The sequence below is a fragment of the Streptomyces sp. NPDC030893 genome, from assembly GCF_055571535.1.
This window is the reverse complement of sequence record NZ_JBVIFC010000002.1, coordinates 400,105-426,788: the sequence shown is the minus strand read 5'-3', so window position 1 is coordinate 426,788 and position 26,684 is coordinate 400,105. Positions and strand designations below refer to the sequence as shown.

The following is a 26,684-nucleotide window of genomic DNA, read 5'->3' as shown; positions in this document are numbered from 1 at the left end:
CCCGCCCTACGCGGGCTCCGGCGGCCCGTGCCCCTGCCCCTCCCCCCGCCTCTGCCCCTGCCGGGGCAGTCCCGGGGCGACCGTGCCCACCGAATCGCAGTACTCCCGCACCGCGCTCGTGCGTGCCACCACCCGGCCCCCGTGGATGACGATCCGGCTGTACGCCAGCGACAGCGCGCCCGGGAGTCCCTCTCCGCGGACCGCCAGCAGGTCGGCCGGGAAGCCGGCCTCCACGCGTACCTCGGGCAGTCCCAGGGCCGCCCGCGCGGACGTGCTCACCGTGGCGTAGGCGTCCTCGGCGGACAGTCCCTGGCACGAGGCCAGCAGGTAGGCCGCCTCCAGCGGGTCGCCGCGGCCCACCGGGTTCGACACGTCCCGCAGGGCGCCGCTCCCCGCGGCCACCCGCACTCCCGCCGAGCGCAGCAGCCGTACCGGAGCCGCGGAGTGGGTGTCCACGGCGCCGCAGCCGCCCTGGGGCAGGCACACGACCGTCACCCCGGCCGCCGCGAGCCGGTCCGCGGTCCGGGCGGCGAGTTCGGCCGGCAGCGCCGCGAGACCGCCGCACGGTCCGAAGGCGACCCCCGGCCGCAGACCGCCCGCCATGGCCGCGAAACGGGCCAGCCGGGCGGGATCGGCGGCGTCCGTGTGCAGGTCGACGGGGCAGCCGTGCTCGGAGGCGACCTCCAGGACCGCTTCCACGTAGCCGGTGGGATCGGGGTCGAGGTCCGGGCAGCCGCCCACCACACCCGCCCCCGTCTTCAGCGCGTCGCGCAGCACCGCGAGCCCTTCCGCCCCGGCCACCCCGGTCAGCACCCGCGGCATCGCCACGGCCGTCAGCTCGGCCAGCCCGCGCAGCGAACGGCCCGCCTCCAGTACGGCGGTCAGCGCGCCCAGTCCGGCCAGGTCGCCCACCCGCACATGGGCCCGCAGCGCCGTCGCACCGTGCCCGAGCTGCAGCAGCGCCGCCTCCGTCGCCCGGCGCCGGACGTCCCCGGGGTCGTACGAGACGGGCCCGCCGGTGTCGGCGGACAGGGCGGTGTCCGCGTGGGCGTGGGGTTCGGCGGGGGCCGGCAGCAGCAGATAGCCGCCGAGGTCGATCCGGCTGCCGCACGCGCGTGTGCCGTCCGCCGCCAGGCTGCCCGCCGTACCGACCGCCTCGATGCGTCCGCCGCCCAGCCGTACGTCCACGGTCCGGCCGTCGGTGAGCCGGGCGCCGCACAGCAGCAGCGGGGCCGGGTCGGCCGGACACGAACCCGGGGGTGACGGCCACGGGTCGGGCGGTGGCTGCGGCTGGCTGTCGGGCATCACGCTCCTGGGGCTCCGGCCGCGCGCGAGGGCGCGATCACAGGGGGGCAAGATCACGCAGAGTGAGACGAGCCTAGGACGGCCTCCCTCCGCTTGCCGGGAGGAGCTCAATAGTCGTACCGGCGTGGTCCCTCATGAGGGGACAGGGGGCACGAAACGGATTTGGGCGAACGGCGGCGGACCGTGTAATGTCTTCCTCGCTCGCCCCAATAGCTCAGTCGGCAGAGCGTCTCCATGGTAAGGAGAAGGTCAACGGTTCGATTCCGTTTTGGGGCTCTGGTGTGTGAGGTTCCCGTCGCGAGGCGGGGCCCGATCGCATCAAAGCGGTGTAGCTCAGTCGGTAGAGCAAGCGGCTCATAATCGCTGTGTCACCGGTTCAAGTCCGGTCACCGCTACAGACAGTAGCCGATTGCGGGGTCGGTCCTTCGATCGGCTACTCTTCTTGCGTTAATACAGTCAATCCGTTCGTCAAGGAGCACTCACGTGGCTGCCACCGACGTCCGCCCGAAGATCACGCTGGCCTGCGTGGAGTGCAAGGAGCGGAACTACATCACCAAGAAGAACCGGCGTAACAACCCGGACCGTCTTGAGATGAAGAAGCACTGCCCGCGTTGCAATGCGCACACCGCGCACCGCGAAACGCGATAAAACAGGCTCGTACACGAGGCCGTCCCCCCACTCGGGGGGCGGCCTCGTGTCGTTTCTCCACCCGGCCCGACCATCGCGGGCAAGCATGGTCCAGAGACAGGCAGACACAGGAGGTGCCGCGCGCATGGCGCTCGACCAGTCCTTCGTGGGGCGGAGCTACCCGCCCACCGAGCCCTACGAGGTGGGCCGGGAGAAGATCCGTGAGTTCGCCGAGGCAGTGGGGGACGCCAACCCGGCGTACACGGACGCGGAGGCCGCCAAGGCACTCGGCCACCCCGATGTGATCGCCCCGCCGACCTTCGTGTTCTCCATCACCTTCAAGGCCGCCGGCCAGGTCGTCGCCGACCCGCAGCTCGGCCTCGACTACAGCCGGGTCGTGCACGGCGACCAGAAGTTCGCCTACAACCGGCCGGTGCGCGCCGGTGACCGGCTCACCGTGACCTCGACCATCGAGACGATCAGGTCCATGGCCGGCAACGACCTGCTGGACATCCGCGGCGAGGTGCACGACCAGGACGGCGAGCACGTCGTGACCGCCTGGACCAAGCTGGTGGCCCGCGCGGCCGAGGAGGCGTGAACAACACCATGACGGCGAAGATCTCCTACGCCGACGTCGAGGTCGGCACCGAGCTGCCCGCACAGACGTTCACCGTGACCCGCGCCACCCTCGTCCAGTACGCGGGCGCCTCCGGCGACTTCAACCCCATCCACTGGAACGAGAAGTTCGCCAAGGACGTCGGCCTGCCCGACGTCATCGCGCACGGCATGTTCACCATGGCCGAGGCGATCCGCGTGGTGACCGACTGGGTGGGCGACCCGGGAGCCGTCGTCGAGTACGGCGTCCGCTTCACCCGTCCGGTCGTCGTCCCCAATGACGACCGGGGCGCCACCGTCGAGGTCAGCGGCAAGGTCGCCGCCAAACTCGACGACCGCACGGTCCGCGTGGACCTCACCGCGACCAGCGCCGGGCAGAAGGTCCTCGGCATGTCGCGGGCCGTCGTCCGGCTCGGCTGAGCCGCAACGGCTGAGCCGCAACGGGGAGCGGGGGCTGTCGGTGCCGTCTCGTAGTCTTGAGCCCGTGCAGGAACTCCACGACGCCCCCCTCGCCCCGCTGACCACCTTCCGGCTGGGCGGCCCCGCGACCCGGCTGGTCACCGCGACCACCGACGACGAGGTGATCGCCGTCGTCCGCGACGCCGACGACAGCGGTACGCCGCTGCTGATCATCGGCGGCGGCTCCAACCTGGTCATCGGCGACAAGGGCTTCGACGGCACCGCCCTCGTCATCGCCACCCGGGGCTTCACCCTGGACGGCACCGGCCTGGAGCTGGCGGCCGGCGAGGTGTGGACCGACGCCGTCGCCCGCACCGTGGAGGCGGGCCTCGCCGGTGTCGAATGCCTGGCCGGCATCCCCGGCTCGGCGGGCGCCACCCCGATCCAGAACGTCGGGGCGTACGGCCAGGAGGTCTCCGCCACCATCACCGAGGTCGTCGCCTACGACCGCCGGGCCCGCGAGACCGTCACCCTGAGCAACGAGGAGTGCGCCTTCTCGTACCGCCACAGCCGCTTCAAGTCCGACCCCGAGCGCTACGTCGTCCTGCGCGTGCGGTTCGCCCTGGAGGACGCCGGCGGTCTGTCCGGTCCTCTCAGATACGCCGAGACGGCCCGCGCCCTCGGTGTCGCGCCGGGCGAGCGGGTACCGCTGGCCACGGCCCGCGAGACGGTGCTGGCGCTGCGCGCCGGCAAGGGAATGGTCCTGGACCCCGAGGACCACGACACCTGGTCGGCCGGCTCCTTCTTCACCAACCCGATCCTCGACGACGAGGCGTTCGCCGCCTTCCGTACGCGCGTGCGGGAGCGGCTCGGTGAAGACGCCGAGGCCCCCGCGTACCCCGCGGGCGAGGGACACACCAAGACCTCCGCGGCCTGGCTGATCGACAAGGCGGGCTTCACCAAGGGCTACGGCCACGGCCCCGCCCGCATCTCCACCAAGCACACCCTCGCCCTCACCAACCGCGGGGAGGCGACCACCGAGGACCTGCTGGCGCTCGCCCGCGAGGTCGTCGACGGGGTGCGGGAGGCCTTCGGCATCACCCTGGTCAACGAGCCGGTGACGGTCGGCGTCAGCCTGTAGCGGCGGAATCCCCGTTGCCACCCGGCACACGCGCCCGCGATCCTGGGCCCGTGAGGCCGACCGCATGCACCTGAGACTGCGCGGTTTCCGTCCCCGCACGGGCCCGCGCGAGCACCGCGTCGTCCAGCCCCGGCACCCCCTGCGCCACACCTCGCTGCGCGCCCCCGAGCCCATCGGTCTGCTCCTCGGCGACCACGACGGACTGAACCGGCTCGCCGGCCTGTTCTCCTTCGCCGCCTACTCACGGCACACGATCGTCCACGTGCCGCTGCGGGACGGCGTGCCGCCGGACGAGGGCACCGGAGACCTGGTGGACCTCGTCCTGGCCCACCACTCCTACGGGCTGCGGCCCAGCAAGTGGCCGGAACTGCGCCGCTCGCTCGGTCCGGGCACGCCCCTGACCGTCCGTACCGACGAGGCGCGCACGGACCGCGACGCGGCCGCGTGGCGCCGTCGCGCGGGACGCGCGGACCGCCGGGACGAACTGCGGCACGCCCTCCACGCCCGCACGTTCTTCCTCTTCGGCAACCGGGACACGTTCGCCGAGGCGGCCATGTCCTGCGCCTACGCGGCGGGATGGGGGCCGCGGCAGAAGGGCGTGACCAAGGGCCGGGCGGCCTTCATGACCGGCCTCGGGAGCCTCGCGCAGCGGCCCGGTGGCGGACACCCGCACGAGATCCTGGTCTGCTTCAAGCCGTATCCGCCCTACGCCCACTTCAAGCGGCCGGGGTGACCGAGGGCGGGGCCGTGAGCCAGTCGTCCACGCCCGACAGCAGCTTCGCCTTCACGTCCTCCGGGGCCGCCGAGCCCCGTACCGACTGGCGGGCCACCTCGGCGAGCTCCGCGTCCGTGAAGCCGTGGTGGAGCCGCGCGATCTCGTACTGCGCCGCCAGCCGGGAGCCGAACAGCAGCGGATCGTCCGCGCCCAGTGCCAGCGGCACCCCCGCCTCGAACAGGGTCCGCAGCGGTACGTCCTCGGGCTTCTCGTAGACCCCCAGCGCCACGTTGGACGCCGGGCACACCTCGCAGGTCACCTGGCGGTCCGCCAGCCGCTGCATCAGCCGCGGGTCGTCCGCCGCCCGCACGCCGTGACCGATGCGGTGCGCCCCCAGGTCGTCCAGGCAGTCCCGCACCGACGAGGGCCCCGCCAGCTCGCCGCCGTGCGGGGCGGACAGCAGCCCGCCGTCCCGGGCGATCGCGAACGCGCGGTCGAAGTCGCGCGCCATCCCGCGCCGCTCGTCGTTGGAGAGCCCGAACCCGACCACGCCCCGCTCCGCGTACCGCACCGCCAGCCGGGCCAGCGTGCGCGCGTCCAGCGGGTGCTTCATCCGGTTGGCGGCCACCAGCACCCGCATCCCGATCCCGGTGTCCCGCCTCGCCGCGTCCACCGCGTCCAGGATGATCTCCAGCGTCGGGATCAGCCCGCCCAGCCGGGGCGCGTACGACGTCGGGTCGACCTGGATCTCCAGCCAGCCGGAGCCGTCCCGCACGTCCTCCTCCGCCGCCTCCCGCACCAGCCGCTGGATGTCCTCCGGCTCGCGCAGGCACGAGCGCGCGGCGTCGTACAGCCGCTGGAAGCGGAACCAGCCCCGCTCGTCCGTGGCCCGCAGTCTCGGCGGCTCCCCGCCGGTCAGCGCGTCGGTCAGCGCCTCCGGCAGGCGCACCCCGTACTTGTCGGCCAGCTCCAGCAGGGTGGCGGGTCGCATGGACCCGGTGAAGTGCAGGTGGAGATGGGCTTTCGGCAGCTCAGAGACATCACGTACACGCTCCATCCCTGGATGTTGCCGCACGCCCCGTCCGTCCCGGTAGCGTTTTCCCCTTTCGTGGTCTTGCTCGCACAAACGAACAGGGGCGCCCGGGAGGAAACCGGACGCCCCTGGGACGAAACGCGAGGTCAGTCCCGCGCCTCCGCGAGCAGCTTCTGGATGCGGCTCACGCCCTCGACGAGATCCTCGTCGCCCAGCGCGTACGACAGCCGCACGTAACCCGGCGTGCCGAACGCCTCACCGGGTACCACCGCGACCTCGGCCTCCTCCAGGACGAGGGCGGCCAGCTCGACCGAGTTCTGCGGGCGCCTGCCCCGGATCTCCTTGCCGATCAGCGCCTTCACCGAGGGGTAGACGTAGAACGCGCCCTCGGGCTCGGGGCAGACCACGCCGTCGATCTCGTTGAGCATCCGCACGATGGTCCTGCGCCGGCGGTCGAAGGCCTCGCGCATCGCCGCGACCGCGTCCAGGTCGCCGGAGACGGCGGCGACGGCGGCGGCCTGGGCGACGTTGGAGACGTTCGACGTGGCGTGCGACTGGAGGTTGGTCGCGGCCTTCACCACGTCCTTCGGGCCGATGACCCAGCCGACCCGCCAGCCCGTCATCGCGTACGTCTTCGCCACACCGTTGACCACGATGCACTTGTCGCGCAGCTCCGGGAGCAGCGCGGGCAGGGACACGGACACCGCGTCGCCGTACACCAGGTGCTCGTAGATCTCGTCCGTCAGCACCCACAGACCGTGCTCCACGGCCCACTTGCCGATCGCCTCGGTCTCGGCCTCGCTGTAGACCGCGCCGGTCGGGTTCGACGGGGAGACGAACAGGACGACCTTCGTCTTCTCCGTGCGGGCCGCCTCCAGCTGCTCCACGCTCACGCGGTAGCCGGTGGTCTCGTCGGCGACCACCTCGACCGGGACACCGCCGGCCAGCCGGATCGACTCCGGGTACGTCGTCCAGTACGGCGCCGGGACGATGACCTCGTCGCCCGGGTCGAGGATCGCGGCGAAGGCCTCGTAGATGGCCTGCTTGCCGCCGTTGGTGACGAGGATCTGGGACGGGTCCACCTCGTAGCCGGAGTCGCGCAGCGTCTTGGCGGCGATCGCGGACTTCAGCTCCGGCAGACCGCCGGCCGGCGTGTAGCGGTGGTACTTCGGGTTCTTGCAGGCCTCGATCGCGGCCTCGACGATGTAGTCCGGCGTCGGGAAGTCGGGCTCACCGGCGCCGAAGCCGATCACCGGTCGCCCGGCGGCCTTGAGGGCCTTGGCCTTGGCGTCCACGGCGAGGGTGGCGGACTCGGAGATCGCGCCGACTCGGGCGGAGACCCGGCGCTCGGTGGGAGGGGTTGCAGCGCTCATGGGCCCATCGTTCCAGACCCGAAACCCGCCGGGCACGGGGGTTTCACGGACTGAACATCACCGGGCAAACCACTGAACACCAGTGCGGACGCACCGCGCGGGAGGCCGCGCGGTCAGGGGCGTCCGGTGCCGCTCCCCGGCCGGGACGGCCCCCCACGGGCACTTTCTGTTCGACGCCCGGCCCAGGAACACGTACACTCTCACCTCGTTGGCCTTCAGCGGCCCGCGCCCGGCCGGTGCACACCAAGCATCCGGCGGATGCGGTACGTTGGGGGACACACAAAGGGTCGTAGCTCAATTGGTAGAGCACTGGTCTCCAAAACCAGCGGTTGGGGGTTCAAGTCCCTCCGGCCCTGCTACACACACCATCGCCAGGATGTGTGCGCATGTACGTACAGCAATGCACCGCCGTGCGGGCTCGGACCGGGCGCGGCACGGCCACGACCCGGAATCAGGTGAGGACGAGTGACGGACGCCGTGGGCTCCATCGACATGCCTGATGCCGAGGACGAGGCTCCGGACTCCAGGAAGAAGACCCGCAAGGGCGGCAAGCGGGCCAAGAAGGGTCCGCTGAAGCGCCTCGCGCTCTTCTACCGGCAGATCGTCGCGGAGCTCCGCAAGGTCGTCTGGCCGACCCGTAACCAGCTGACGTCGTACACGACCGCAGTGATCATCTTCGTCGTCCTGATGATCGGCCTGATCACCCTGTTCGACTATGGCCTCAGCAACGCCGCCAAGTACGTCTTCGGCTGATCCCCGAGCGAAGAGCGCCGAGGTACCCGGCGCTCCTTTCGCATGTTCCACCCCTATGTATCCAGGAAGAAGCAGCCACCGTGTCTGACCCGAACGTGAACGACGCCGTCGAGCCTTACGGCGAAGGGGCCGAGTCCGCCGAGGACGCGCTCGCCGCCGTCGAGGGCGCGGACGTCGAGGACACCGAGGCCCCCGCGGCCGAGGCTGCCGGCACCACCGCGGACGAGACTCCCGAGGCGGACGAGACCCCCGAGGCCGACGAGGCCGCGGAAGCCGCCGAGGAGGCCGAGGAGCCGGAGGACGACCGCGACCCGGTCGAGAAGCTCCGCGAGGAACTGCGGACCCTGCCCGGCGAGTGGTACGTCATCCACACCTACGCGGGCTACGAGAACCGGGTGAAGACCAACCTGGAGCAGCGCGCCGTCTCGCTGAACGTCGAGGACTACATCTTCCAGGCCGAGGTGCCGCAGGAAGAGGTCGTCCAGATCAAGAACGGCGACCGCAAGACGATCAAGCAGAACAAGCTCCCGGGCTACGTCCTGGTCCGCATGGACCTGACGAACGAGTCCTGGGGCGTCGTCCGCAACACCCCCGGTGTCACCGGCTTCGTGGGCAACGCCTACGACCCGTACCCGCTGACCCTGGACGAGATCGTCAAGATGCTCGCCCCGGAGGCCGAGGAGAAGGCCGCCCGCGAGGCCGCCGAGGCCGAGGGCAAGCCGGCTCCGCAGCGCAAGGTCGAGGTCCAGGTGCTGGACTTCGAGGTCGGCGACTCGGTCACCGTCACCGACGGTCCGTTCGCCACGCTCCAGGCGACCATCAACGAGATCAACCCCGACTCCAAGAAGGTCAAGGGCCTGGTGGAGATCTTCGGCCGGGAGACGCCGGTCGAGCTCTCCTTCGACCAGATCCAGAAGAACTAACCCTTCTGGCACCGCTGGTACACAGCTTCCGCGCAGGTCAGGCGAGCGCTCGCGCACTTGTCTGACCTGCTCGGTTTTTGGCCGCGCATCTATACCCGTTATCGTTGTGCGGTATGCCTGCGTCCGGGTTGTCCCCATGACGTGGGCAGGACCCGAATCGAAAGGACCCGGAGAGCCATGCCTCCCAAGAAGAAGAAGGTCACGGGGCTCATCAAGCTCCAGATCCAGGCCGGTGCCGCCAACCCGGCCCCGCCGGTCGGTCCCGCGCTGGGCCAGCACGGCGTCAACATCATGGAGTTCTGCAAGGCCTACAACGCCGCGACCGAGTCGCAGCGCGGCTGGGTCATCCCGGTGGAGATCACGGTCTACGAGGACCGTTCCTTCACCTTCGTCACCAAGACCCCGCCGGCCGCCAAGATGATCCTCAAGGCCGCGGGCGTGGAGAAGGGCTCCGGCGAGCCGCACAAGACCAAGGTCGCGAAGATCACGCGTGACCAGGTCCGTGAGATCGCCACGACCAAGATGCCCGACCTCAACGCCAACGACCTGGACCAGGCGGAGAAGATCATCGCCGGCACCGCCCGTTCCATGGGCGTCACGGTCGAGGGCTGACCTCCACCCCCGTAAGCCAAGCAGTAGTGGAAGGGCCGGCTCGGCCCGGACCACGACTCCTCAGATTCCACAGGAGCTTTTAGTGAGCAAGCGCAGCAAGTCTCTCCGCGCTGCGGACGCCAAGATCGACCGGGAGAAGCTGTACGCCCCGCTCGAGGCCGTCCGTCTCGCCAAGGAGACCTCCACGACCAAGTTCGACGGCACCGTCGAGGTCGCCTTCCGCCTGGGTGTCGACCCGCGCAAGGCCGACCAGATGGTCCGTGGCACCGTGAACCTCCCGCACGGCACCGGCAAGACCGCCCGGGTCCTGGTCTTCGCGACCGGTGACCGTGCCGAGGCCGCGCGTGCCGCGGGCGCCGACATCGTCGGCGCCGACGAACTGATCGACGAGGTGTCGAAGGGCCGTCTGGACTTCGACGCCGTCGTCGCCACCCCGGACCTCATGGGCAAGGTCGGCCGCCTCGGCCGCGTGCTCGGTCCCCGTGGTCTCATGCCGAACCCCAAGACCGGCACCGTGACCCCGGACGTCGCCAAGGCTGTCAACGACATCAAGGGCGGCAAGATCGAGTTCCGTGTCGACAAGCACTCGAACCTGCACTTCATCATCGGCAAGACGTCGTTCGACGACAGCAAGCTGGTGGAGAACTACGGCGCGGCGCTGGAGGAGATCCTCCGTCTGAAGCCGTCCGCCGCCAAGGGCCGGTACATCAAGAAGGCCGCCATCACCACCACGATGGGCCCCGGCATTCCGCTCGACCCGAACCGCACCCGCAACCTCCTCGTCGAGGAGGACCCGGCCGCCGTCTGAGCCGGGTGGGCCGGCTGACCGGCCCCTGCACTCCGTGTGAAGCCCGCCCCCACGCCTCCCGAGGCGTGGGGGCGGGCTTTTCCGTACGACAGTGTCAGCCGGGTGGGTTACCGTTCTGCTGAATTCACAGACGTAGCACAGCGAACAATCAGGGGTGGGACGCAATGGCCATGTCCGCATGGAAGCGCGCGGGTGTCTGTCTGACGGCCGCGGCCGTCATCGGGGGCGTCGCGGGATGCGGCGGCGGCGACGAGGGCGGCAAGAAGAAGGCCGCCGACTCGGCGCAGTCCGGGGTCCAGACGCAGAACGAGATGACGAAGGTCCTCCAGGCCGCCTTCAAGAACACCACGGAGGCCAAGTCCTCCAAGGTGCGCATGACGGTGGAGACGCCGGCCGGCCTGGCGGACGGCGGGACCATGGAGATGTCCGGCGTCCAGGGCTGGGACCCGGCCGTCATGGACGTCACCATGAAGGGCTCCTCGTTCCCGGCGGGCGGACCGGACGGCCCCGAGGAGTCGCGCGTGATCATGCTCGACGGGGTCATGTACGCGGACATGGGCGCCGAGTCGGCCGCCGACATGGACGGCATGCGCTGGATGAAGCTGGACTTCGGCGCCATCGCCGACGCCTCGGGTGACCCCGAGGCCCGGAAGCAGATGACCGCCGGCATGGAGAACCTGAACCAGAACCCGGCGCAGCAGCTGGCCATGCTGCTCGAGTCGAAGAACCTGAAGCACGTGGGTCCGGAGAAGGTCGACGGGGTCCAGACGCAGCACTACAAGGGCACGCTGAGCATCGAGGAGATGCTGGGCGCCAACAAGGCGCTCGACGAGATGTTCACCCCCGAGGAGCGCGAGAAGCTCGTCGCCAACATGAAGAAGACGGGCCTGAAGGGGTACGACACCGAGGTCTGGGTCAACGAGGACAACTTCCCGGCCAAGATGATCATCGGCATACAGTCGCCCGAGGGCACGACGAAGATGACGGCCCACTACTCCGACTACGGCGCTGCCGCGGAGGTCGAGGCGCCGCCGGCCGCGGAGACGCTCGACTTCATGGAGATGCTGCAGGGCCTGGAGGACCTGGGCGCCGGCGCCTAGACGGCCGGCCGCCGGTGTCCCCGATCGGCCGATTTGCTTGACGCCGATCCGTTCGCGTACTCTTCCACGGAAGCCAAAGACCGCTGGTCGTTGCCGTGTGCTCGTCGGAGCTCACGGTGGCCGAAGGATCCGCTGAACTGCGGACGACCCGCGCAGGTGTCAGTGGAAGAGTTCCCGGAGCTCGCTGCCGCAAGGACGCGAACGACCGGTTGAGCTACGCCCCGTGCGCCTGCGCCCGGGGCGTTTCGTTTTCCCCAGTCCTCCTTCGGGTCCGCGCGGTCCGAATCACCCGGAAGGAGGCCGAGGCTCTATGGCGAGGCCCGACAAGGCTGCCGCGGTTGCCGAGCTGACGGACAAGTTCCGCAGCTCCAACGCCGCCGTGCTGACCGAGTACCGCGGTCTCACCGTGGCGCAGCTCAAGACGCTGCGTCGTTCGCTCGGTGAGAACGCCCAGTACGCCGTGGTGAAGAACACGCTGACCAAGATTGCGGCCAACGAGGCCGGGATCACGCTGGACGACCAGCTCTTCGCTGGCCCGACGGCGGTCGCCTTCGTCACCGGTGACCCGGTGGAGTCGGCGAAGGGTCTCCGTGACTTCGCCAAGGAGAACCCGAATCTCGTCATCAAGGGCGGTGTCCTTGACGGCAAGGCGATGTCCGCCGACGAGATCAAGAAGCTCGCGGACCTCGAGTCCCGTGAGGTGCTGCTCTCCAAGCTGGCGGGCGCGTTCAAGGGCAAGCAGTCCCAGGCTGCTCAGCTCTTCCAGGCGCTCCCCTCGAAGCTCGTCCGCACCGTGGACGCGCTCCGTGCCAAGCAGGACGAGCAGGGCGGTGCCGAGTAACTCGGCTCGCTTTCTGACCCCGGCCGCCCAGCGGCGGGGTCGCAGCGGGCCCGACGTCTACGCAGTAATGCCGTAAGGCAGCCGCCCGCCTCACCCCCGTACATCCGGCATCCGCCGAATTAGTGGAAGGACCGCCATCATGGCGAAGCTCAGCCAGGAAGACCTGCTCGCCCAGTTCGAGGAGATGACCCTCATCGAGCTCTCCGAGTTCGTGAAGGCCTTCGAGGAGAAGTTCGACGTCACCGCCGCCGCGGCCGTCGCCGTTGCCGGCCCGGCCGGCCCGGCCGCCCCGGCCGAGACCGCCGAGGAGAAGGACGAGTTCGACGTCATCCTCACCGGCGCCGGCGACAAGAAGATCCAGGTCATCAAGGTCGTGCGTGAGCTGACCTCCCTGGGTCTGAAGGAGGCCAAGGACCTCGTCGACGGCACCCCGAAGCCGGTCCTGGAGAAGGTCAACAAGGAGCAGGCCGACAAGGCCGCCGAGTCCCTCAAGGGCGCCGGCGCCTCCGTCGAGGTCAAGTAAGACCTCGCGGATCCGGCAGGATCCGCAGCGCGTCCCACGGGACGTGTAACGCTCAAGCGCTGAGGAGCGATCATCCATCCGGGTGGTCGCTCTTCGGCGTACGGGGGGTCCGGAGGCGGCTGCCTTGCCCCCGGGACGGCGGGGGGTATGGTGATCTTCGTTGTGCCTCCAGGGGCCGCGAAGAATCGCCTCGTGGCGGACGGTCCGGGCCAGGGGGGCCTTGACGAACCGCACGCAGCGCGCAATTCTCAGGACGCGTCGTCACAAGGATCCGAATCCGAGGCATGGATCGACGGCAAAGAGGGCAGTATCACGGTGCGTTGAGGGCAGCGCCTTGTCGCAGGAGTTGAGAACAACGAGGGCCTCCACCCGGTCTCGTACACCGCACTGGACATCAGTGTGCCAAATGGCTACACTGACCCTTTGCGCTGCCTGTTAGCTGTCCCCTGCCCGTCACCAGGGGCATGCCCTCGCTCGAGCATCGACGACCAGATGATCTCTGACCTGGCCTTTCGGCCGAATCAGCGGGCTCTGGACTCTGTGCACAGTGGGGGGCCGGTACGCGCGTAGTGAGTCCGAGCCCTCGGAAGGACCCCCTCTTGGCCGCCTCGCGCAACGCCTCGACCGCGAATACGAACAACGGTGCCAGCACCGCCCCGCTGCGCATCTCCTTTGCAAAGATCAAGGAGCCTCTCGAGGTTCCCAACCTGCTCGCGCTGCAGACCGAGAGCTTCGACTGGCTGCTCGGCAACACCGCCTGGCAGAGTCGGGTCGAGGAGGCTCTCGAGAACGGGCAGGACGTCCCCACCAAGTCCGGTCTGGAGGAGATCTTCGAGGAGATCTCGCCGATCGAGGACTTCTCCGGGTCGATGTCCCTGACCTTCCGCGACCACCGCTTCGAGCCGCCGAAGAACTCCATCGACGAGTGCAAGGAGCGCGACTTCACGTACGCCGCCCCGCTCTTCGTCACCGCCGAGTTCACCAACAACGAGACCGGCGAGATCAAGTCCCAGACCGTCTTCATGGGCGACTTCCCGCTCATGACGAACAAGGGCACCTTCGTCATCAACGGCACCGAGCGTGTCGTGGTGTCCCAGCTGGTCCGCTCGCCCGGTGTCTACTTCGACTCCTCCATCGACAAGACCTCCGACAAGGACATCTTCTCCGCCAAGATCATCCCGTCCCGGGGTGCCTGGCTGGAGATGGAGATCGACAAGCGCGACATGGTCGGTGTCCGCATCGACCGCAAGCGCAAGCAGTCCGTCACCGTCCTCCTGAAGGCGCTCGGCTGGACCACCGAGCAGATCCTCGAGGAGTTCGGCGAGTACGAGTCCATGCGCGCCACCCTGGAGAAGGACCACACCCAGGGCCAGGACGACGCGCTGCTCGACATCTACCGCAAGCTGCGTCCGGGCGAGCCCCCCACGCGTGAGGCCGCGCAGACGCTCCTGGAGAACCTCTACTTCAACCCCAAGCGCTACGACCTCGCCAAGGTCGGCCGCTACAAGGTCAACAAGAAGCTCGGCGGGGACGAGCCGCTGGACGCCGGCGTGCTCACCACCGACGACGTCATCGCCACCATCAAGTACCTGGTGAAGCTGCACGCCGGTGAGACCGAGACGGTCGGCGAGTCCGGGCGCTCGATCATCGTCGAGACCGACGACATCGACCACTTCGGCAACCGCCGCATCCGCAACGTCGGCGAGCTCATCCAGAACCAGGTCCGTACGGGTCTCGCCCGTATGGAGCGCGTCGTGCGCGAGCGCATGACCACCCAGGACGTCGAGGCGATCACGCCGCAGACCCTGATCAACATCCGGCCGGTCGTCGCCTCCATCAAGGAGTTCTTCGGCACCAGCCAGCTGTCCCAGTTCATGGACCAGAACAACCCGCTGTCGGGCCTGACGCACAAGCGTCGTCTCAACGCCCTCGGCCCGGGTGGTCTCTCCCGTGAGCGGGCCGGCTTCGAGGTCCGTGACGTGCACCCCTCGCACTACGGCCGCATGTGCCCGATCGAGACGCCCGAAGGCCCGAACATCGGTCTGATCGGCTCGCTCGCCTCCTACGGGCGGATCAACCCGTTCGGCTTCATCGAGACGCCGTACCGCAAGGTCGCCGACGGCCAGGTCACCGACGAGGTGGACTACCTGACCGCCGACGAGGAGGACCGCTTCGTCATCGCGCAGGCCAACGCGCCGCTCGGCGACGACATGCGCTTCGTCGAGAACCGCATCCTGGTCCGCCGCCGCGGCGGCGAGGTCGACTACGTCCCCGGCGACGAGGTCGACTACATGGACGTCTCGCCGCGCCAGATGGTGTCGGTCGCGACCGCCATGATCCCGTTCCTCGAGCACGACGACGCCAACCGTGCCCTCATGGGCGCGAACATGATGCGCCAGGCCGTGCCGCTCATCAAGAGCGAGGCCCCGCTCGTCGGCACCGGCATGGAGTACCGCTCCGCCGTCGACGCCGGCGACGTGGTCAAGGCCGAGAAGGCGGGTGTGGTCCAGGAGGTCTCCGCGGACTACATCACCACCGCCAACGACGACGGCACGTACATCACGTACCGCCTCGCCAAGTTCTCCCGGTCCAACCAGGGCACCTCGGTCAACCAGAAGGTCATCGTCGTCGAGGGCGACCGGATCATCGAGGGCCAGGTCCTCGCCGACGGTCCGGCCACCCAGAACGGCGAGATGGCGCTCGGCAAGAACCTGCTGGTCGCCTTCATGCCGTGGGAGGGTCACAACTACGAGGACGCGATCATCCTGTCGCAGCGCCTCGTGCAGGACGACGTCCTCTCCTCGATCCACATCGAGGAGCACGAGGTCGACGCCCGTGACACCAAGCTCGGCCCCGAGGAGATCACCCGGGACATTCCGAACGTCTCCGAGGAGGTCCTCGCCGACCTCGACGAGCGCGGCATCATCCGCATCGGCGCCGAGGTCATCGCCGGCGACATCCTCGTCGGCAAGGTCACGCCCAAGGGTGAGACCGAGCTGACCCCCGAGGAGCGTCTGCTCCGCGCGATCTTCGGTGAGAAGGCCCGTGAGGTCCGTGACACCTCGCTGAAGGTGCCGCACGGCGAGACCGGCAAGGTCATCGGCGTGCGCGTCTTCGACCGCGAGGAGGGCGACGAGCTTCCCCCCGGTGTCAACCAGCTGGTGCGCGTCTACGTCGCGCAGAAGCGCAAGATCACCGACGGTGACAAGCTCGCCGGCCGTCACGGCAACAAGGGCGTCATCTCCAAGATCCTGCCCATCGAGGACATGCCGTTCCTCGAGGACGGGACCCCGGTCGACATCATCCTCAACCCGCTGGGTGTGCCGTCCCGAATGAACCCGGGACAGGTCCTGGAGATCCACCTCGGCTGGCTCGCCAGCCGCGGCTGGGACGTCTCCGGCCTCGCGGAGGAGTGGGCCGAGCGGCTCCAGGCCATCGGCGCCGACAAGGTCGAGCCCGGCACCAACGTCGCCACCCCGGTCTTCGACGGTGCGCGCGAGGACGAGCTGGCCGGTCTGCTCCAGCACACCATCCCCAACCGCGACGGCGAGCGCATGGTGCTCCCGTCCGGCAAGGCGCGGCTGTTCGACGGCCGCTCGGGTGAGCCGTTCCCGGACCCGATCTCGGTCGGCTACATGTACATCCTGAAGCTGCACCACCTGGTCGACGACAAGCTGCACGCCCGTTCGACCGGCCCGTACAGCATGATCACCCAGCAGCCGCTGGGCGGTAAGGCTCAGTTCGGTGGCCAGCGGTTCGGCGAGATGGAGGTGTGGGCACTCGAGGCGTACGGCGCCGCCTACGCGCTCCAGGAGCTGCTGACCATCAAGTCCGACGACGTCACCGGCCGCGTGAAGGTCTACGAGGCCATCGTCAAGGGCGAGAACATCCCCGAGCCCGGCATCCCCGAGTCCTTCAAGGTGCTCATCAAGGAGATGCAGTCCCTGTGCCTGAACGTGGAGGTGCTGTCCAGCGACGGTATGTCCATCGAGATGCGCGACACCGACGAGGACGTCTTCCGCGCTGCGGAGGAGCTCGGCATCGACCTGTCCCGGCGCGAGCCGAGCAGCGTCGAAGAGGTCTGACGGGAGTGGGGCGGCCCGGTGAACCCCGGGCCGCCCGCCCCAGGACCCCCGTTTCAGACCCCAAGACTTACGACCCTGAGAGGGATTGACGCATAGTGCTCGACGTCAACTTCTTCGACGAGCTCCGGATCGGCCTGGCCACCGCTGACGACATCCGTCAGTGGAGCCACGGCGAGGTCAAGAAGCCCGAGACCATCAACTACCGCACCCTCAAGCCCGAAAAGGACGGACTCTTCTGCGAGAAGATCTTCGGTCCGACCCGGGACTGGGAGTGCTACTGCGGCAAGTACAAGCGCGTCCGCTTCAAGGGCATCATCTGTGAGCGCTGTGGCGTCGAGGTCACCCGCGCGAAGGTGCGCCGTGAGCGGATGGGCCACATCGAGCTGGCCGCTCCCGTCACGCACATCTGGTACTTCAAGGGCGTCCCGTCGCGCCTCGGCTACCTGCTCGACCTCGCCCCGAAGGACCTGGAGAAGGTCATCTACTTCGCGGCGTACATGATCACGTACGTCGACGAGGAGCGCCGCACCCGCGACCTGCCCTCGCTGGAGGCCCACGTCTCCGTCGAGCGCCAGCAGATCGAGAACCGCCGCGACGCCGACCTCGAGGCCCGCGCCAAGAAGCTCGAGACGGACCTCGCCGAGCTCGAGGCCGAGGGTGCCAAGGCCGACGTGCGCCGCAAGGTGCGCGAGGGCGCCGAGCGTGAGATGAAGCAGCTGCGCGACCGCGCGCAGCGCGAGATCGACCGCCTCGACGAGGTGTGGAGCCGGTTCAAGAACCTCAAGGTCCAGGACCTCGAGGGCGACGAGCTGCTCTACCGCGAGCTGCGCGACCGCTTCGGCACGTACTTCGACGGCTCGATGGGTGCCGCGGCGCTGCAGAAGCGCCTGGAGTCCTTCGACCTCGACGAGGAGGCCGAGAAGCTCCGCGAGATCATCCGCACCGGCAAGGGCCAGAAGAAGACCCGTGCGCTCAAGCGCCTGAAGGTCGTCTCCGCGTTCCTGCAGACGTCCAACAGCCCCAAGGGCATGGTGCTCGACTGCGTGCCGGTCATCCCGCCGGACCTGCGTCCGATGGTGCAGCTGGACGGTGGCCGCTTCGCGACCTCCGACCTGAACGACCTGTACCGCCGCGTCATCAACCGCAACAACCGCCTGAAGCGGCTGCTCGACCTCGGCGCGCCCGAGATCATCGTGAACAACGAGAAGCGCATGCTCCAGGAGGCCGTCGACGCGCTCTTCGACAACGGCCGCCGCGGCCGCCCGGTGACGGGCCCCGGCAACCGTCCGCTGAAGTCGCTGTCCGACATGCTCAAGGGCAAGCAGGGCCGCTTCCGTCAGAACCTGCTCGGCAAGCGAGTCGACTACTCGGCGCGTTCCGTGATCGTCGTCGGCCCGCAGCTCAAGCTGCACCAGTGCGGTCTGCCGAAGGCGATGGCGCTGGAGCTGTTCAAGCCGTTCGTGATGAAGCGCCTGGTCGACCTGAACCACGCGCAGAACATCAAGTCGGCCAAGCGCATGGTCGAGCGCGGCCGCACCGTGGTGTACGACGTCCTCGAAGAGGTCATCGCCGAGCACCCGGTGCTGCTGAACCGTGCGCCCACGCTGCACCGCCTCGGCATCCAGGCCTTCGAGCCGCAGCTGGTCGAGGGCAAGGCCATCCAGATCCACCCGCTCGTCTGCACCGCGTTCAACGCGGACTTCGACGGTGACCAGATGGCCGTGCACCTGCCGCTGTCCGCGGAGGCGCAGGCCGAGGCCCGCATCCTGATGCTGTCCTCGAACAACATCCTCAAGCCGGCCGACGGCCGCCCGGTGACGATGCCGACCCAGGACATGGTCCTCGGTCTGTTCTTCCTCACCACCGACGGCGAGATGCGCGACCTCAAGGGCGAGGAGCGTTCCTTCTCCTCGGTCGCCGAGGCGATCATGGCCTTCGACGCGGGCGAGCTGTCGCTCCAGTCGAGGATCGACGTCCGCTTCCCGGTCGGCACCATCCCGCCGCGCGGCTGGACCCCGCCGGCGCGCGAGGAGGGCGAGCCGGAGTGGCAGCAGGGTGACAGCTTCCGGCTGAACACCACCCTGGGCCGCGCGCTCTTCAACGAGCTGCTGCCCGAGGACTACCCGTTCGTCGACTACGAGGTCGGCAAGAAGCAGCTCTCGGAGATCGTCAACGACCTCGCCGAGCGCTACCCGAAGGTCATCGTGGCGGCGACGCTCGACAACCTGAAGGCGTCCGGCTTCTACTGGGCCACCCGCTCCGGCGTCACCGTCGCCATCTCCGACGTCGTCGTTCCCGAGGCGAAGAAGGAGATCGTCCGCGGCTACGAGGCGCAGGACGAGAAGGTCCAGAAGCAGTACGAGCGCGGTCTGATCACCAAGGACGAGCGCACGCAGGAACTCATCGCGATCTGGACCAAGGCGACCAACGAGGTCGCCGAGGCGATGAACGACAACTTCCCGAAGACCAACCCGATCTTCATGATGGTGAACTCGGGCGCACGAGGCAACATGATGCAGATGCGTCAGATCGCCGGTATGCGTGGTCTGGTGTCGAACGCGAAGAACGAGACGATCCCGCGTCCGATCAAGGCGTCGTTCCGTGAGGGCCTGTCCGTGCTGGAGTACTTCATCTCCACGCACGGTGCCCGTAAGGGTCTGGCGGACACCGCTCTGCGTACCGCCGACTCGGGTTACCTCACCCGTCGTCTGGTCGACGTCTCCCAGGACGTCATCATCCGCGAGGAGGACTGCGGCACCGACCGCGGTCTGCGCCTCAAGATCGCGAGCCGGGACGAGACGGGCGTGCTCCGCAAGGAGGGCGATGTCGAGACGTCCGTGTACGCGCGCTGCCTCGCCGAGGACATCGTGGTCGACGGCCAGGTGCTGGCCCCGGCCGGCACCGACCTGGGCGACGTCCTCATCGAGGAGCTCGTCTCCCGCGGCGTCGAGGAGGTCAAGACCCGCTCGGTCCTGACCTGCGAGTCCGCCGTCGGCACCTGCGCGATGTGCTACGGCCGTTCGCTGGCCACCGGCAAGCTGGTCGACATCGGTGAGGCGGTCGGCATCATCGCCGCCCAGTCCATCGGTGAGCCCGGTACCCAGCTGACGATGCGTACCTTCCACACCGGTGGTGTGGCCGGTGACGACATCACCCAGGGTCTGCCCCGTGTCGTCGAGCTCTTCGAGGCCCGTACGCCGAAGGGTGTCGCCCCGATCTCCGAGGCCTCCGGCCGCGTGCGGATCGAGGAGACCGAGAAGACCAAGAAGATCGTCGTCACCCCGGACGACGGCAGCGACGAGACGGCGTTCCCGATCTCGAAGCGCGCCAAGGTCCTGGTCGGCGAGGGCGACCACGTCGACGTGGGCCAGCAGCTCACCGTGGGTGCCACCAACCCCCACGACGTGCTGCGCATCCTGGGCCAGCGTGCCGTCCAGGTCCACCTGGTCGGCGAGGTCCAGAAGGTCTACAACTCGCAGGGCGTGTCGATCCACGACAAGCACATCGAGATCATCATCCGGCAGATGCTGCGCCGTGTGACGATCATCGAGTCGGGCGACGCCGAGCTGCTGCCCGGCGAGCTGGTCGAGCGCTCGAAGTTCGAGACCGAGAACCGTCGTGTGGTCCAGGAGGGCGGTCACCCGGCCTCCGGTCGTCCGCAGCTGATGGGTATCACCAAGGCCTCGCTGGCGACGGAGTCCTGGCTGTCGGCCGCCTCCTTCCAGGAGACGACCAGGGTCCTGACGGACGCGGCGATCAACGCCAAGTCCGACAGCCTCATCGGCCTCAAGGAGAACGTCATCATCGGTAAGCTCATCCCGGCCGGTACGGGTCTGTCCCGCTACCGCAACATCCGGGTCGAGCCGACCGAGGAGGCCAAGGCCGCGATGTACTCGGCCGTCGGCTACGACGACATCGACTACTCGCCGTTCGGCACGGGCTCCGGCCAGGCCGTTCCGCTGGAGGACTACGACTACGGTCCGTACAACCAGTAAGCGAGCCGCTTGATCCGAGGGGCGGTCACTCCGTACGGGGTGGCCGCCCTTCGGCGTGCCGGGACGCGGTCGGAACCGGGGCCGATACCGGGGCCGATACCGGTGCCTTGCCTGCCGGTGGAACCAAACTCCCGGTACGGTGCGTTCAAGTGGGTGAAAACGCTTATCGGGGAGCTTCCGGGAGGCAGCCGTGTCGTACCCGACTCCGTGGCAGGGCAATCCCTTGCAGGGGCCGCCCGGTGCCCCGTCGATGCTGGCCTCGCACGCCGACCGCGAGCGCGCGGTGGACGTCCTGCGGGCCGGGTACGGCGAGGGCAGGCTGGACCACCCCGAGTTCGAGAAGCGCGTCGCCCGGGCCTACTCCGCCCGTACCGTGGCCGAGCTGTCGCTGCTGGTCGCCGATCTGCCGCAGGGGCCGATGCCTCAGCCGTTGGCGGCGGTGTCGGGGCCGGTGCCGGCGACGTTCCTGCCCCGGCCGCAGGCGCGAACCAACGGCAAGGCGATCGCCTCGATGGTGTGCGGGATCCTGTCGGTGGCGACGGGTGGGCTCACGGGTCTTCCGGCGGTGATTCTCGGGCATATGGCGCAGTCGGAGATACGCCGCACGGGTGAGGGCGGCGACGGCTTCGTCCTGACCGGCCTGGTCCTCGGGTGGCTGTCCGTGGCCGGGTGGGTCCTGTTCCTCAGCTTCGCCGTCCTGCTCGCCGCGGCGGTCTGATTTTTTCCGCCCCCGCCGCCCCTTCCCGTCCCGTCCTGGGGCTCCGCCCCAGACCCCGCTCCTCAAACGCCGGAGAGGCTGATTCCAGCCCGTCCGGCGTTTGAGGACGAGGCCCGAAGGGCCGAAGGGGGGTCCGGGGGCACAGCCCCCGGGGACGGGACGGGAAGGGGCGGCGGGGGCGTGTGCGCCGTGGCGCGCCCTCCGCGGCCGCTCGACGGAACCCGCCGGGAGCAGAGCGGGAGAAGTCCGGCGTGTCGGGCCGGCCTCCATTTGTTTTGACCGGAGTCCGTGAGGTAGGTACGCTCAGACCTTGTGCCTGGGGTGTGCCCTGGTCTTCGTGCGTGCCATCACACCGCACTGGGGGCCGACAACGGCCACCGCAATTCAGCGCCTTCTTCTGCCTCGCGGTGGGAGTCCGCAGGATTCGACACACCCGACCGCGTGGGTCGGTGACGTTCCAGGTTAGCTGTACCCATCGGCACACAGAAACCGGAGAAGTAGTGCCTACGATCCAGCAGCTGGTCCGCAAGGGCCGGCAGGACAAGGTCGAGAAGAACAAGACGCCCGCACTCGAGGGTTCGCCCCAGCGCCGTGGCGTCTGCACGCGTGTGTTCACGACCACCCCGAAGAAGCCGAACTCGGCCCTGCGTAAGGTCGCGCGTGTGCGTCTGACCAGCGGCATCGAGGTCACGGCCTACATCCCGGGTGAGGGACACAACCTGCAGGAGCACTCCATCGTGCTCGTGCGCGGCGGCCGTGTGAAGGACCTGCCGGGTGTTCGTTACAAGATCATCCGCGGTTCGCTCGACACCCAGGGTGTCAAGAACCGCAAGCAGGCTCGCAGCCGTTACGGCGCCAAGAAGGAGAAGTAAGAATGCCTCGTAAGGGCCCCGCCCCGAAGCGCCCGGTCATCATCGACCCGGTCTACGGTTCTCCTCTGGTGACCTCCCTGATCAACAAGGTGCTGCTGAACGGCAAGCGCTCCACCGCCGAGCGCATCGTCTACGGCGCCATGGAGGGCCTGCGCGAGAAGACCGGCAACGACCCGGTCATCACGCTGAAGCGCGCTCTCGAGAACATCAAGCCGACCCTCGAGGTCAAGTCCCGCCGTGTCGGTGGCGCCACCTACCAGGTGCCGGTCGAGGTCAAGCCCGGCCGTGCCAACACCCTGGCGCTGCGCTGGCTGGTCGGTTACTCCCGCGCCCGTCGCGAGAAGACCATGACCGAGCGTCTGCTCAACGAGCTCCTCGACGCCAGCAACGGCCTCGGCGCCGCTGTGAAGAAGCGCGAGGACACGCACAAGATGGCCGAGTCCAACAAGGCCTTCGCGCACTACCGCTGGTAGTCGCTACCCACATCGAGACCGAGAGAAGACTGAAGCCTTATGGCTACCACTTCACTTGACCTGGCCAAGGTCCGCAACATCGGGATCATGGCCCACATCGACGCGGGCAAGACGACCACCACCGAGCGGATCCTGTTCTACACCGGCGTCTCCTACAAGATCGGTGAGACGCACGAGGGCTCCGCGACCATGGACTGGATGGAGCAGGAGCAGGAGCGTGGTATCACCATCACCTCCGCTGCGACCACCTGTCACTGGCCGCTCGAGAACAACGACTACACGATCAACATCATCGACACCCCGGGGCACGTCGACTTCACCGTCGAGGTGGAGCGCTCGCTGCGCGTCCTCGACGGTGCCGTGACGGTGTTCGACGGCGTTGCCGGTGTCGAGCCGCAGTCCGAGACGGTGTGGCGTCAGGCGGACCGCTACGGCGTTCCGCGGATCTGCTTCGTGAACAAGCTCGACCGCACCGGTGCCGAGTTCCACCGCTGCGTCGACATGATCTCCGACCGCCTGGGCGCGCAGCCGCTGGTCATGCAGCTGCCGATCGGCGCGGAGGCGGACTTCAGGGGCGTCGTCGACCTCGTGACGATGAAGGCCCTGGTCTGGTCCGCCGAGGCGACCAAGGGCGAGATGTACGACACCGTCGACATCCCGGACACCCACATCGAGGCTGCCGAGGAGTACCGCGGCAAGCTGCTCGAGGCCGTCGCGGAGAACGACGAGGAGCTGATGGAGCTGTACCTGGAGGGCACCGAGCCCTCCGTGGAGCAGCTGTACGCGGCCATCCGTCGTATCACCATCGCGTCCGGCAAGTCCGACGCCACCACCGTCACCCCGGTGTTCTGCGGCACCGCGTTCAAGAACAAGGGCGTTCAGCCCCTGCTCGACGCGGTCGTGCGCTACCTGCCGACCCCGCTCGACGTCGAGGCCATCGAGGGCCACGACGTCAAGGACCCCGAGGTCGTCGTCAAGCGCAAGCCGTCGGAGGAGGAGCCGCTCGCCGCGCTCGCCTTCAAGATCATGAGCGACCCGCACCTGGGCAAGCTCACCTTCGTCCGGGTCTACTCGGGCCGCCTGGAGTCCGGCACCGCGGTGCTGAACTCCGTGAAGGGCAAGAAGGAGCGCATCGGCAAGATCTACCGCATGCACGCCAACAAGCGTGAGGAGATCGAGTCGGTGGGCGCCGGCGACATCGTCGCCGTCATGGGTCTGAAGCAGACCACCACCGGTGAGACGCTGTCCGACGACAAGAGCCCGGTCATCCTGGAGTCCATGGACTTCCCGGCGCCGGTCATCCAGGTCGCCATCGAGCCCAAGTCGAAGGGCGACCAGGAGAAGCTCGGCGTCGCGATCCAGCGCCTGGCCGAGGAGGACCCGTCCTTCCAGGTCCACTCGGACGAGGAAACCGGCCAGACCATCATCGGCGGCATGGGCGAGCTGCACCTCGAGGTGCTGGTCGACCGTATGCGCCGTGAGTTCAAGGTCGAGGCCAACGTCGGCAAGCCGCAGGTCGCCTACCGTGAGACGATCCGCAAGGCCGTCGAGCGCGTGGACTACACCCACAAGAAGCAGACCGGTGGTACCGGTCAGTTCGCCAAGGTGCAGATCGCGATCGAGCCGATCGAGGGCGGCGACGCCTCGTACGAGTTCGTGAACAAGGTGACCGGTGGCCGCATCCCGAAGGAGTACATCCCTTCGGTGGACGCCGGTGCGCAGGAGGCCATGCAGTTCGGCATCCTGGCCGGCTACGAGATGACGGGCGTCCGCGTCACGCTCATCGACGGTGGCTACCACGAGGTCGACTCCTCCGAGCTCGCGTTCAAGATCGCCGGTTCGCAGGCCTTCAAGGAGGCCGCGCGCAAGGCTTCGCCCGTGCTCCTGGAGCCGATGATGGCCGTCGAGGTCACCACGCCCGAGGACTACATGGGTGAGGTCATCGGCGACATCAACTCCCGCCGTGGCCAGATCCAGGCCATGGAGGAGCGGGCCGGTGCCCGCGTCGTGAAGGGTCTCGTGCCCCTCTCGGAGATGTTCGGCTACGTCGGCGACCTGCGCAGCAAGACGTCCGGCCGCGCCAGCTACTCCATGCAGTTCGACTCCTACGCCGAGGTTCCGCGGAACGTCGCCGAGGAGATCATCGCGAAGGCCAAGGGCGAGTAAGGGACTCCGTTTAACGGACCCCCTGTCCACGCTTTAGGCTTGACCCCGGAGCCTGCAAGTGGGCATTCCGCCGCCACCCCGGCGGAATGCCCCGGGCCCGGGTTTCCCAGCAAAGATCACCTGGCGCCGATGAAGTAAGGCGTACAGAACCACTCCACAGGAGGACCCCAGTGGCGAAGGCGAAGTTCGAGCGGACTAAGCCGCACGTCAACATCGGCACCATCGGTCACATCGACCACGGTAAGACGACCCTCACGGCCGCCATTACCAAGGTGCTGCACGACGCGTACCCGGACCTGAACGAGGCCTCGGCGTTCGACCAGATCGACAAGGCTCCCGAAGAGCGCCAGCGCGGTATCACGATCTCGATCTCGCACGTCGAGTACCAGACCGAGCAGCGTCACTACGCCCACGTCGACTGCCCCGGTCACGCGGACTACATCAAGAACATGATCACGGGTGCGGCGCAGATGGACGGCGCCATCCTCGTGGTCGCCGCCACCGACGGCCCGATGCCGCAGACCAAGGAGCACGTGCTCCTGGCCCGCCAGGTCGGCGTTCCGTACATCGTGGTCGCCCTGAACAAGGCCGACATGGTGGACGACGAGGAGATCCTGGAGCTCGTCGAGCTCGAGGTCCGTGAGCTCCTCTCCGAGTACGAGTTCCCGGGCGACGACGTTCCGGTCGTCAAGGTCTCGGCGCTCAAGGCCCTCGAGGGTGACAAGGAGTGGGGTGAGTCCGTCCTCAACCTGATGAAGGCCGTGGACGAGGCCATCCCGTCGCCCGAGCGTGACGTCGACAAGCCGTTCCTGATGCCGATCGAGGACGTCTTCACCATCACCGGTCGCGGTACGGTCGTCACCGGCCGCATCGAGCGTGGTGTCCTCAAGGTCAACGAGACCGTCGACATCATCGGCATCAAGCCGGAGAAGACCACCACCACGGTCACCGGCATCGAGATGTTCCGGAAGCTCCTCGACGAGGGCCAGGCCGGTGAGAACGTCGGTCTGCTGCTCCGCGGCATCAAGCGCGAGGACGTCGAGCGCGGCCAGGTCATCATCAAGCCGGGCTCGGTCACCCCGCACACCGAGTTCGAGGCCCAGGCCTACATCCTGTCGAAGGACGAGGGTGGCCGTCACACCCCGTTCTTCAACAACTACCGCCCGCAGTTCTACTTCCGTACGACGGACGTGACCGGCGTCGTGACCCTCCCCGAGGGCACCGAGATGGTCATGCCGGGTGACAACACCGAGATGAAGGTGGAGCTCATCCAGCCCGTCGCCATGGAGGAGGGCCTGAAGTTCGCCATCCGTGAGGGTGGCCGGACCGTGGGCGCCGGCCAGGTCACCAAGATCAACAAGTGAGCTTGCTGATCTGACCTGGTAGCTCCTTCCGCGAGCACCTGAGAGGGCCCGTACGACTTCGGTCGTACGGGCCCTTTCGCTGTGCCGGGGGGCGACACGGCTGCCGTGGAGAGCACGCGATCGCGCAAGGAGGGGGCCGGCCGTCAGGGGCGGGAGCCGGGAACGCGAGGAACCGGCCCCGGGCGCGTCGTCAGGAGCGCGCCCGGGGCCGGTTCGTTTCCCCCGTCGGGATGGTCAGGTGGG

The 26,684-nt window shown here is 68.5% G+C and carries 22 protein-coding genes and 3 tRNA genes; 22 read left to right on the top strand and 3 right to left on the bottom strand.

The features are described from left to right. Positions 1–6: 6 nt before the first annotated feature. Entirely contained in the window at positions 7–1,305 is a 1,299-nt protein-coding gene (locus tag ACZ434_RS06665; RefSeq protein WP_468452496.1) for an amidohydrolase family protein, read from the bottom strand. 203 nt (positions 1,306–1,508) lie between these two features. On the opposite strand from ACZ434_RS06665, the gene ACZ434_RS06660 reads away from it, so the two are divergent. The 7 genes from ACZ434_RS06660 (at position 1,509) to ACZ434_RS06630 (ending at position 4,820) form a co-directional block, all read left to right on the top strand. Further along, positions 1,509–1,581: transfer RNA gene (locus ACZ434_RS06660), tRNA-Thr, on the top strand. A gap of 46 nt (positions 1,582–1,627) precedes the next feature. Then, positions 1,628–1,700, top strand: a tRNA-Met gene (locus tag ACZ434_RS06655). Between the two features lie 88 nt (positions 1,701–1,788). Continuing rightward, entirely contained in the window at positions 1,789–1,953 is a 165-nt protein-coding gene (gene rpmG / locus ACZ434_RS06650) for a 50S ribosomal protein L33 (RefSeq protein WP_003948671.1), read from the top strand. A 124-nt stretch (positions 1,954–2,077) separates the two neighbouring features. After that, positions 2,078–2,530, top strand: a complete 453-nt coding sequence (locus ACZ434_RS06645; protein WP_468452494.1) for an FAS1-like dehydratase domain-containing protein — start codon at positions 2,078–2,080, stop codon at positions 2,528–2,530. Between the two features lie 8 nt (positions 2,531–2,538). Next, positions 2,539–2,967, top strand: coding sequence for a MaoC family dehydratase (locus ACZ434_RS06640; RefSeq protein WP_468452927.1), 429 nt, complete (start codon positions 2,539–2,541; stop codon positions 2,965–2,967). 64 nt (positions 2,968–3,031) lie between these two features. Then, complete coding sequence (locus ACZ434_RS06635) at positions 3,032–4,087, top strand: UDP-N-acetylmuramate dehydrogenase (RefSeq protein ID WP_468452492.1); 1,056 nt, start codon at positions 3,032–3,034, stop codon at positions 4,085–4,087. A 64-nt stretch (positions 4,088–4,151) separates the two neighbouring features. Beyond that, the gene (locus ACZ434_RS06630) at positions 4,152–4,820 is read left to right on the top strand and encodes a hypothetical protein (RefSeq protein WP_468452490.1); all 669 of its coding nucleotides are present in this window, start codon (positions 4,152–4,154) and stop codon (positions 4,818–4,820) included. Here the strand turns inward: ACZ434_RS06630 and ACZ434_RS06625 are convergent. After that, the gene (locus tag ACZ434_RS06625) at positions 4,804–5,859 is read right to left on the bottom strand and encodes an adenosine deaminase (RefSeq protein ID WP_468452488.1); all 1,056 of its coding nucleotides are present in this window, start codon (positions 5,857–5,859) and stop codon (positions 4,804–4,806) included. The genes ACZ434_RS06630 and ACZ434_RS06625 overlap by 17 nt on opposite strands. A gap of 122 nt (positions 5,860–5,981) precedes the next feature. After that, positions 5,982–7,208, bottom strand: coding sequence for a pyridoxal phosphate-dependent aminotransferase (locus ACZ434_RS06620; RefSeq protein ID WP_468452486.1), 1,227 nt, complete (start codon positions 7,206–7,208; stop codon positions 5,982–5,984). 283 nt (positions 7,209–7,491) lie between these two features. On the opposite strand from ACZ434_RS06620, the gene ACZ434_RS06615 reads away from it, so the two are divergent. The 15 genes from ACZ434_RS06615 to tuf all read left to right on the top strand — a co-directional run bounded on the left by ACZ434_RS06615 (position 7,492) and on the right by tuf (position 26,441). Further along, positions 7,492–7,564, top strand: a tRNA-Trp gene (locus tag ACZ434_RS06615). 109 nt (positions 7,565–7,673) lie between these two features. Beyond that, on the top strand, positions 7,674–7,961 hold the full coding sequence (secE, locus tag ACZ434_RS06610; protein WP_468452484.1) for a preprotein translocase subunit SecE: 288 nt from the start codon (positions 7,674–7,676) through the stop codon (positions 7,959–7,961). 80 nt (positions 7,962–8,041) lie between these two features. Further along, the gene (gene nusG / locus ACZ434_RS06605; protein WP_468452482.1) at positions 8,042–8,884 is read left to right on the top strand and encodes a transcription termination/antitermination protein NusG; all 843 of its coding nucleotides are present in this window, start codon (positions 8,042–8,044) and stop codon (positions 8,882–8,884) included. A 177-nt stretch (positions 8,885–9,061) separates the two neighbouring features. Next, positions 9,062–9,496: a 50S ribosomal protein L11 gene (gene rplK, locus ACZ434_RS06600; RefSeq protein WP_468452480.1), complete on the top strand. Its 435-nt coding sequence runs from the start codon at positions 9,062–9,064 to the stop codon at positions 9,494–9,496. Positions 9,497–9,578: 82 nt separating this feature from the next. Further along, positions 9,579–10,304 (top strand): 50S ribosomal protein L1, encoded by a 726-nt coding sequence (rplA, locus tag ACZ434_RS06595; RefSeq protein WP_468452478.1) that lies wholly within the window; start codon positions 9,579–9,581, stop codon positions 10,302–10,304. A gap of 164 nt (positions 10,305–10,468) precedes the next feature. Continuing rightward, on the top strand, positions 10,469–11,404 hold the full coding sequence (locus tag ACZ434_RS06590; protein ID WP_468452476.1) for an SCO4651 family lipoprotein: 936 nt from the start codon (positions 10,469–10,471) through the stop codon (positions 11,402–11,404). Between the two features lie 310 nt (positions 11,405–11,714). Further along, positions 11,715–12,245 carry a 50S ribosomal protein L10 gene (rplJ, locus tag ACZ434_RS06585; protein WP_468452474.1) on the top strand — a complete coding sequence of 177 codons (531 nt, stop codon included), beginning with the start codon at positions 11,715–11,717 and terminating at the stop codon, positions 12,243–12,245. 139 nt (positions 12,246–12,384) lie between these two features. Next, positions 12,385–12,768: a 50S ribosomal protein L7/L12 gene (gene rplL / locus ACZ434_RS06580; protein WP_468452472.1), complete on the top strand. Its 384-nt coding sequence runs from the start codon at positions 12,385–12,387 to the stop codon at positions 12,766–12,768. A gap of 599 nt (positions 12,769–13,367) precedes the next feature. After that, a complete protein-coding gene (rpoB, locus tag ACZ434_RS06575; protein WP_468452470.1) occupies positions 13,368–16,853 on the top strand; it encodes a DNA-directed RNA polymerase subunit beta in 3,486 nt (1,161 codons plus the stop codon). A gap of 95 nt (positions 16,854–16,948) precedes the next feature. Then, entirely contained in the window at positions 16,949–20,848 is a 3,900-nt protein-coding gene (locus ACZ434_RS06570) for a DNA-directed RNA polymerase subunit beta' (RefSeq protein WP_468452468.1), read from the top strand. A 190-nt stretch (positions 20,849–21,038) separates the two neighbouring features. Next, entirely contained in the window at positions 21,039–21,566 is a 528-nt protein-coding gene (locus ACZ434_RS06565; protein WP_468452466.1) for a DUF1707 and DUF4190 domain-containing protein, read from the top strand. Between the two features lie 500 nt (positions 21,567–22,066). Then, positions 22,067–22,438: a 30S ribosomal protein S12 gene (gene rpsL / locus ACZ434_RS06560; RefSeq protein ID WP_003948652.1), complete on the top strand. Its 372-nt coding sequence runs from the start codon at positions 22,067–22,069 to the stop codon at positions 22,436–22,438. 2 nt (positions 22,439–22,440) lie between these two features. After that, positions 22,441–22,911, top strand: a complete 471-nt coding sequence (gene rpsG / locus ACZ434_RS06555) for a 30S ribosomal protein S7 (RefSeq protein ID WP_003998848.1) — start codon at positions 22,441–22,443, stop codon at positions 22,909–22,911. 39 nt (positions 22,912–22,950) lie between these two features. Further along, entirely contained in the window at positions 22,951–25,077 is a 2,127-nt protein-coding gene (gene fusA / locus ACZ434_RS06550; RefSeq protein WP_468452463.1) for an elongation factor G, read from the top strand. A gap of 170 nt (positions 25,078–25,247) precedes the next feature. Then, positions 25,248–26,441, top strand: a complete 1,194-nt coding sequence (gene tuf / locus ACZ434_RS06545; protein ID WP_468452461.1) for an elongation factor Tu — start codon at positions 25,248–25,250, stop codon at positions 26,439–26,441. Positions 26,442–26,684 lie beyond the last annotated feature (243 nt).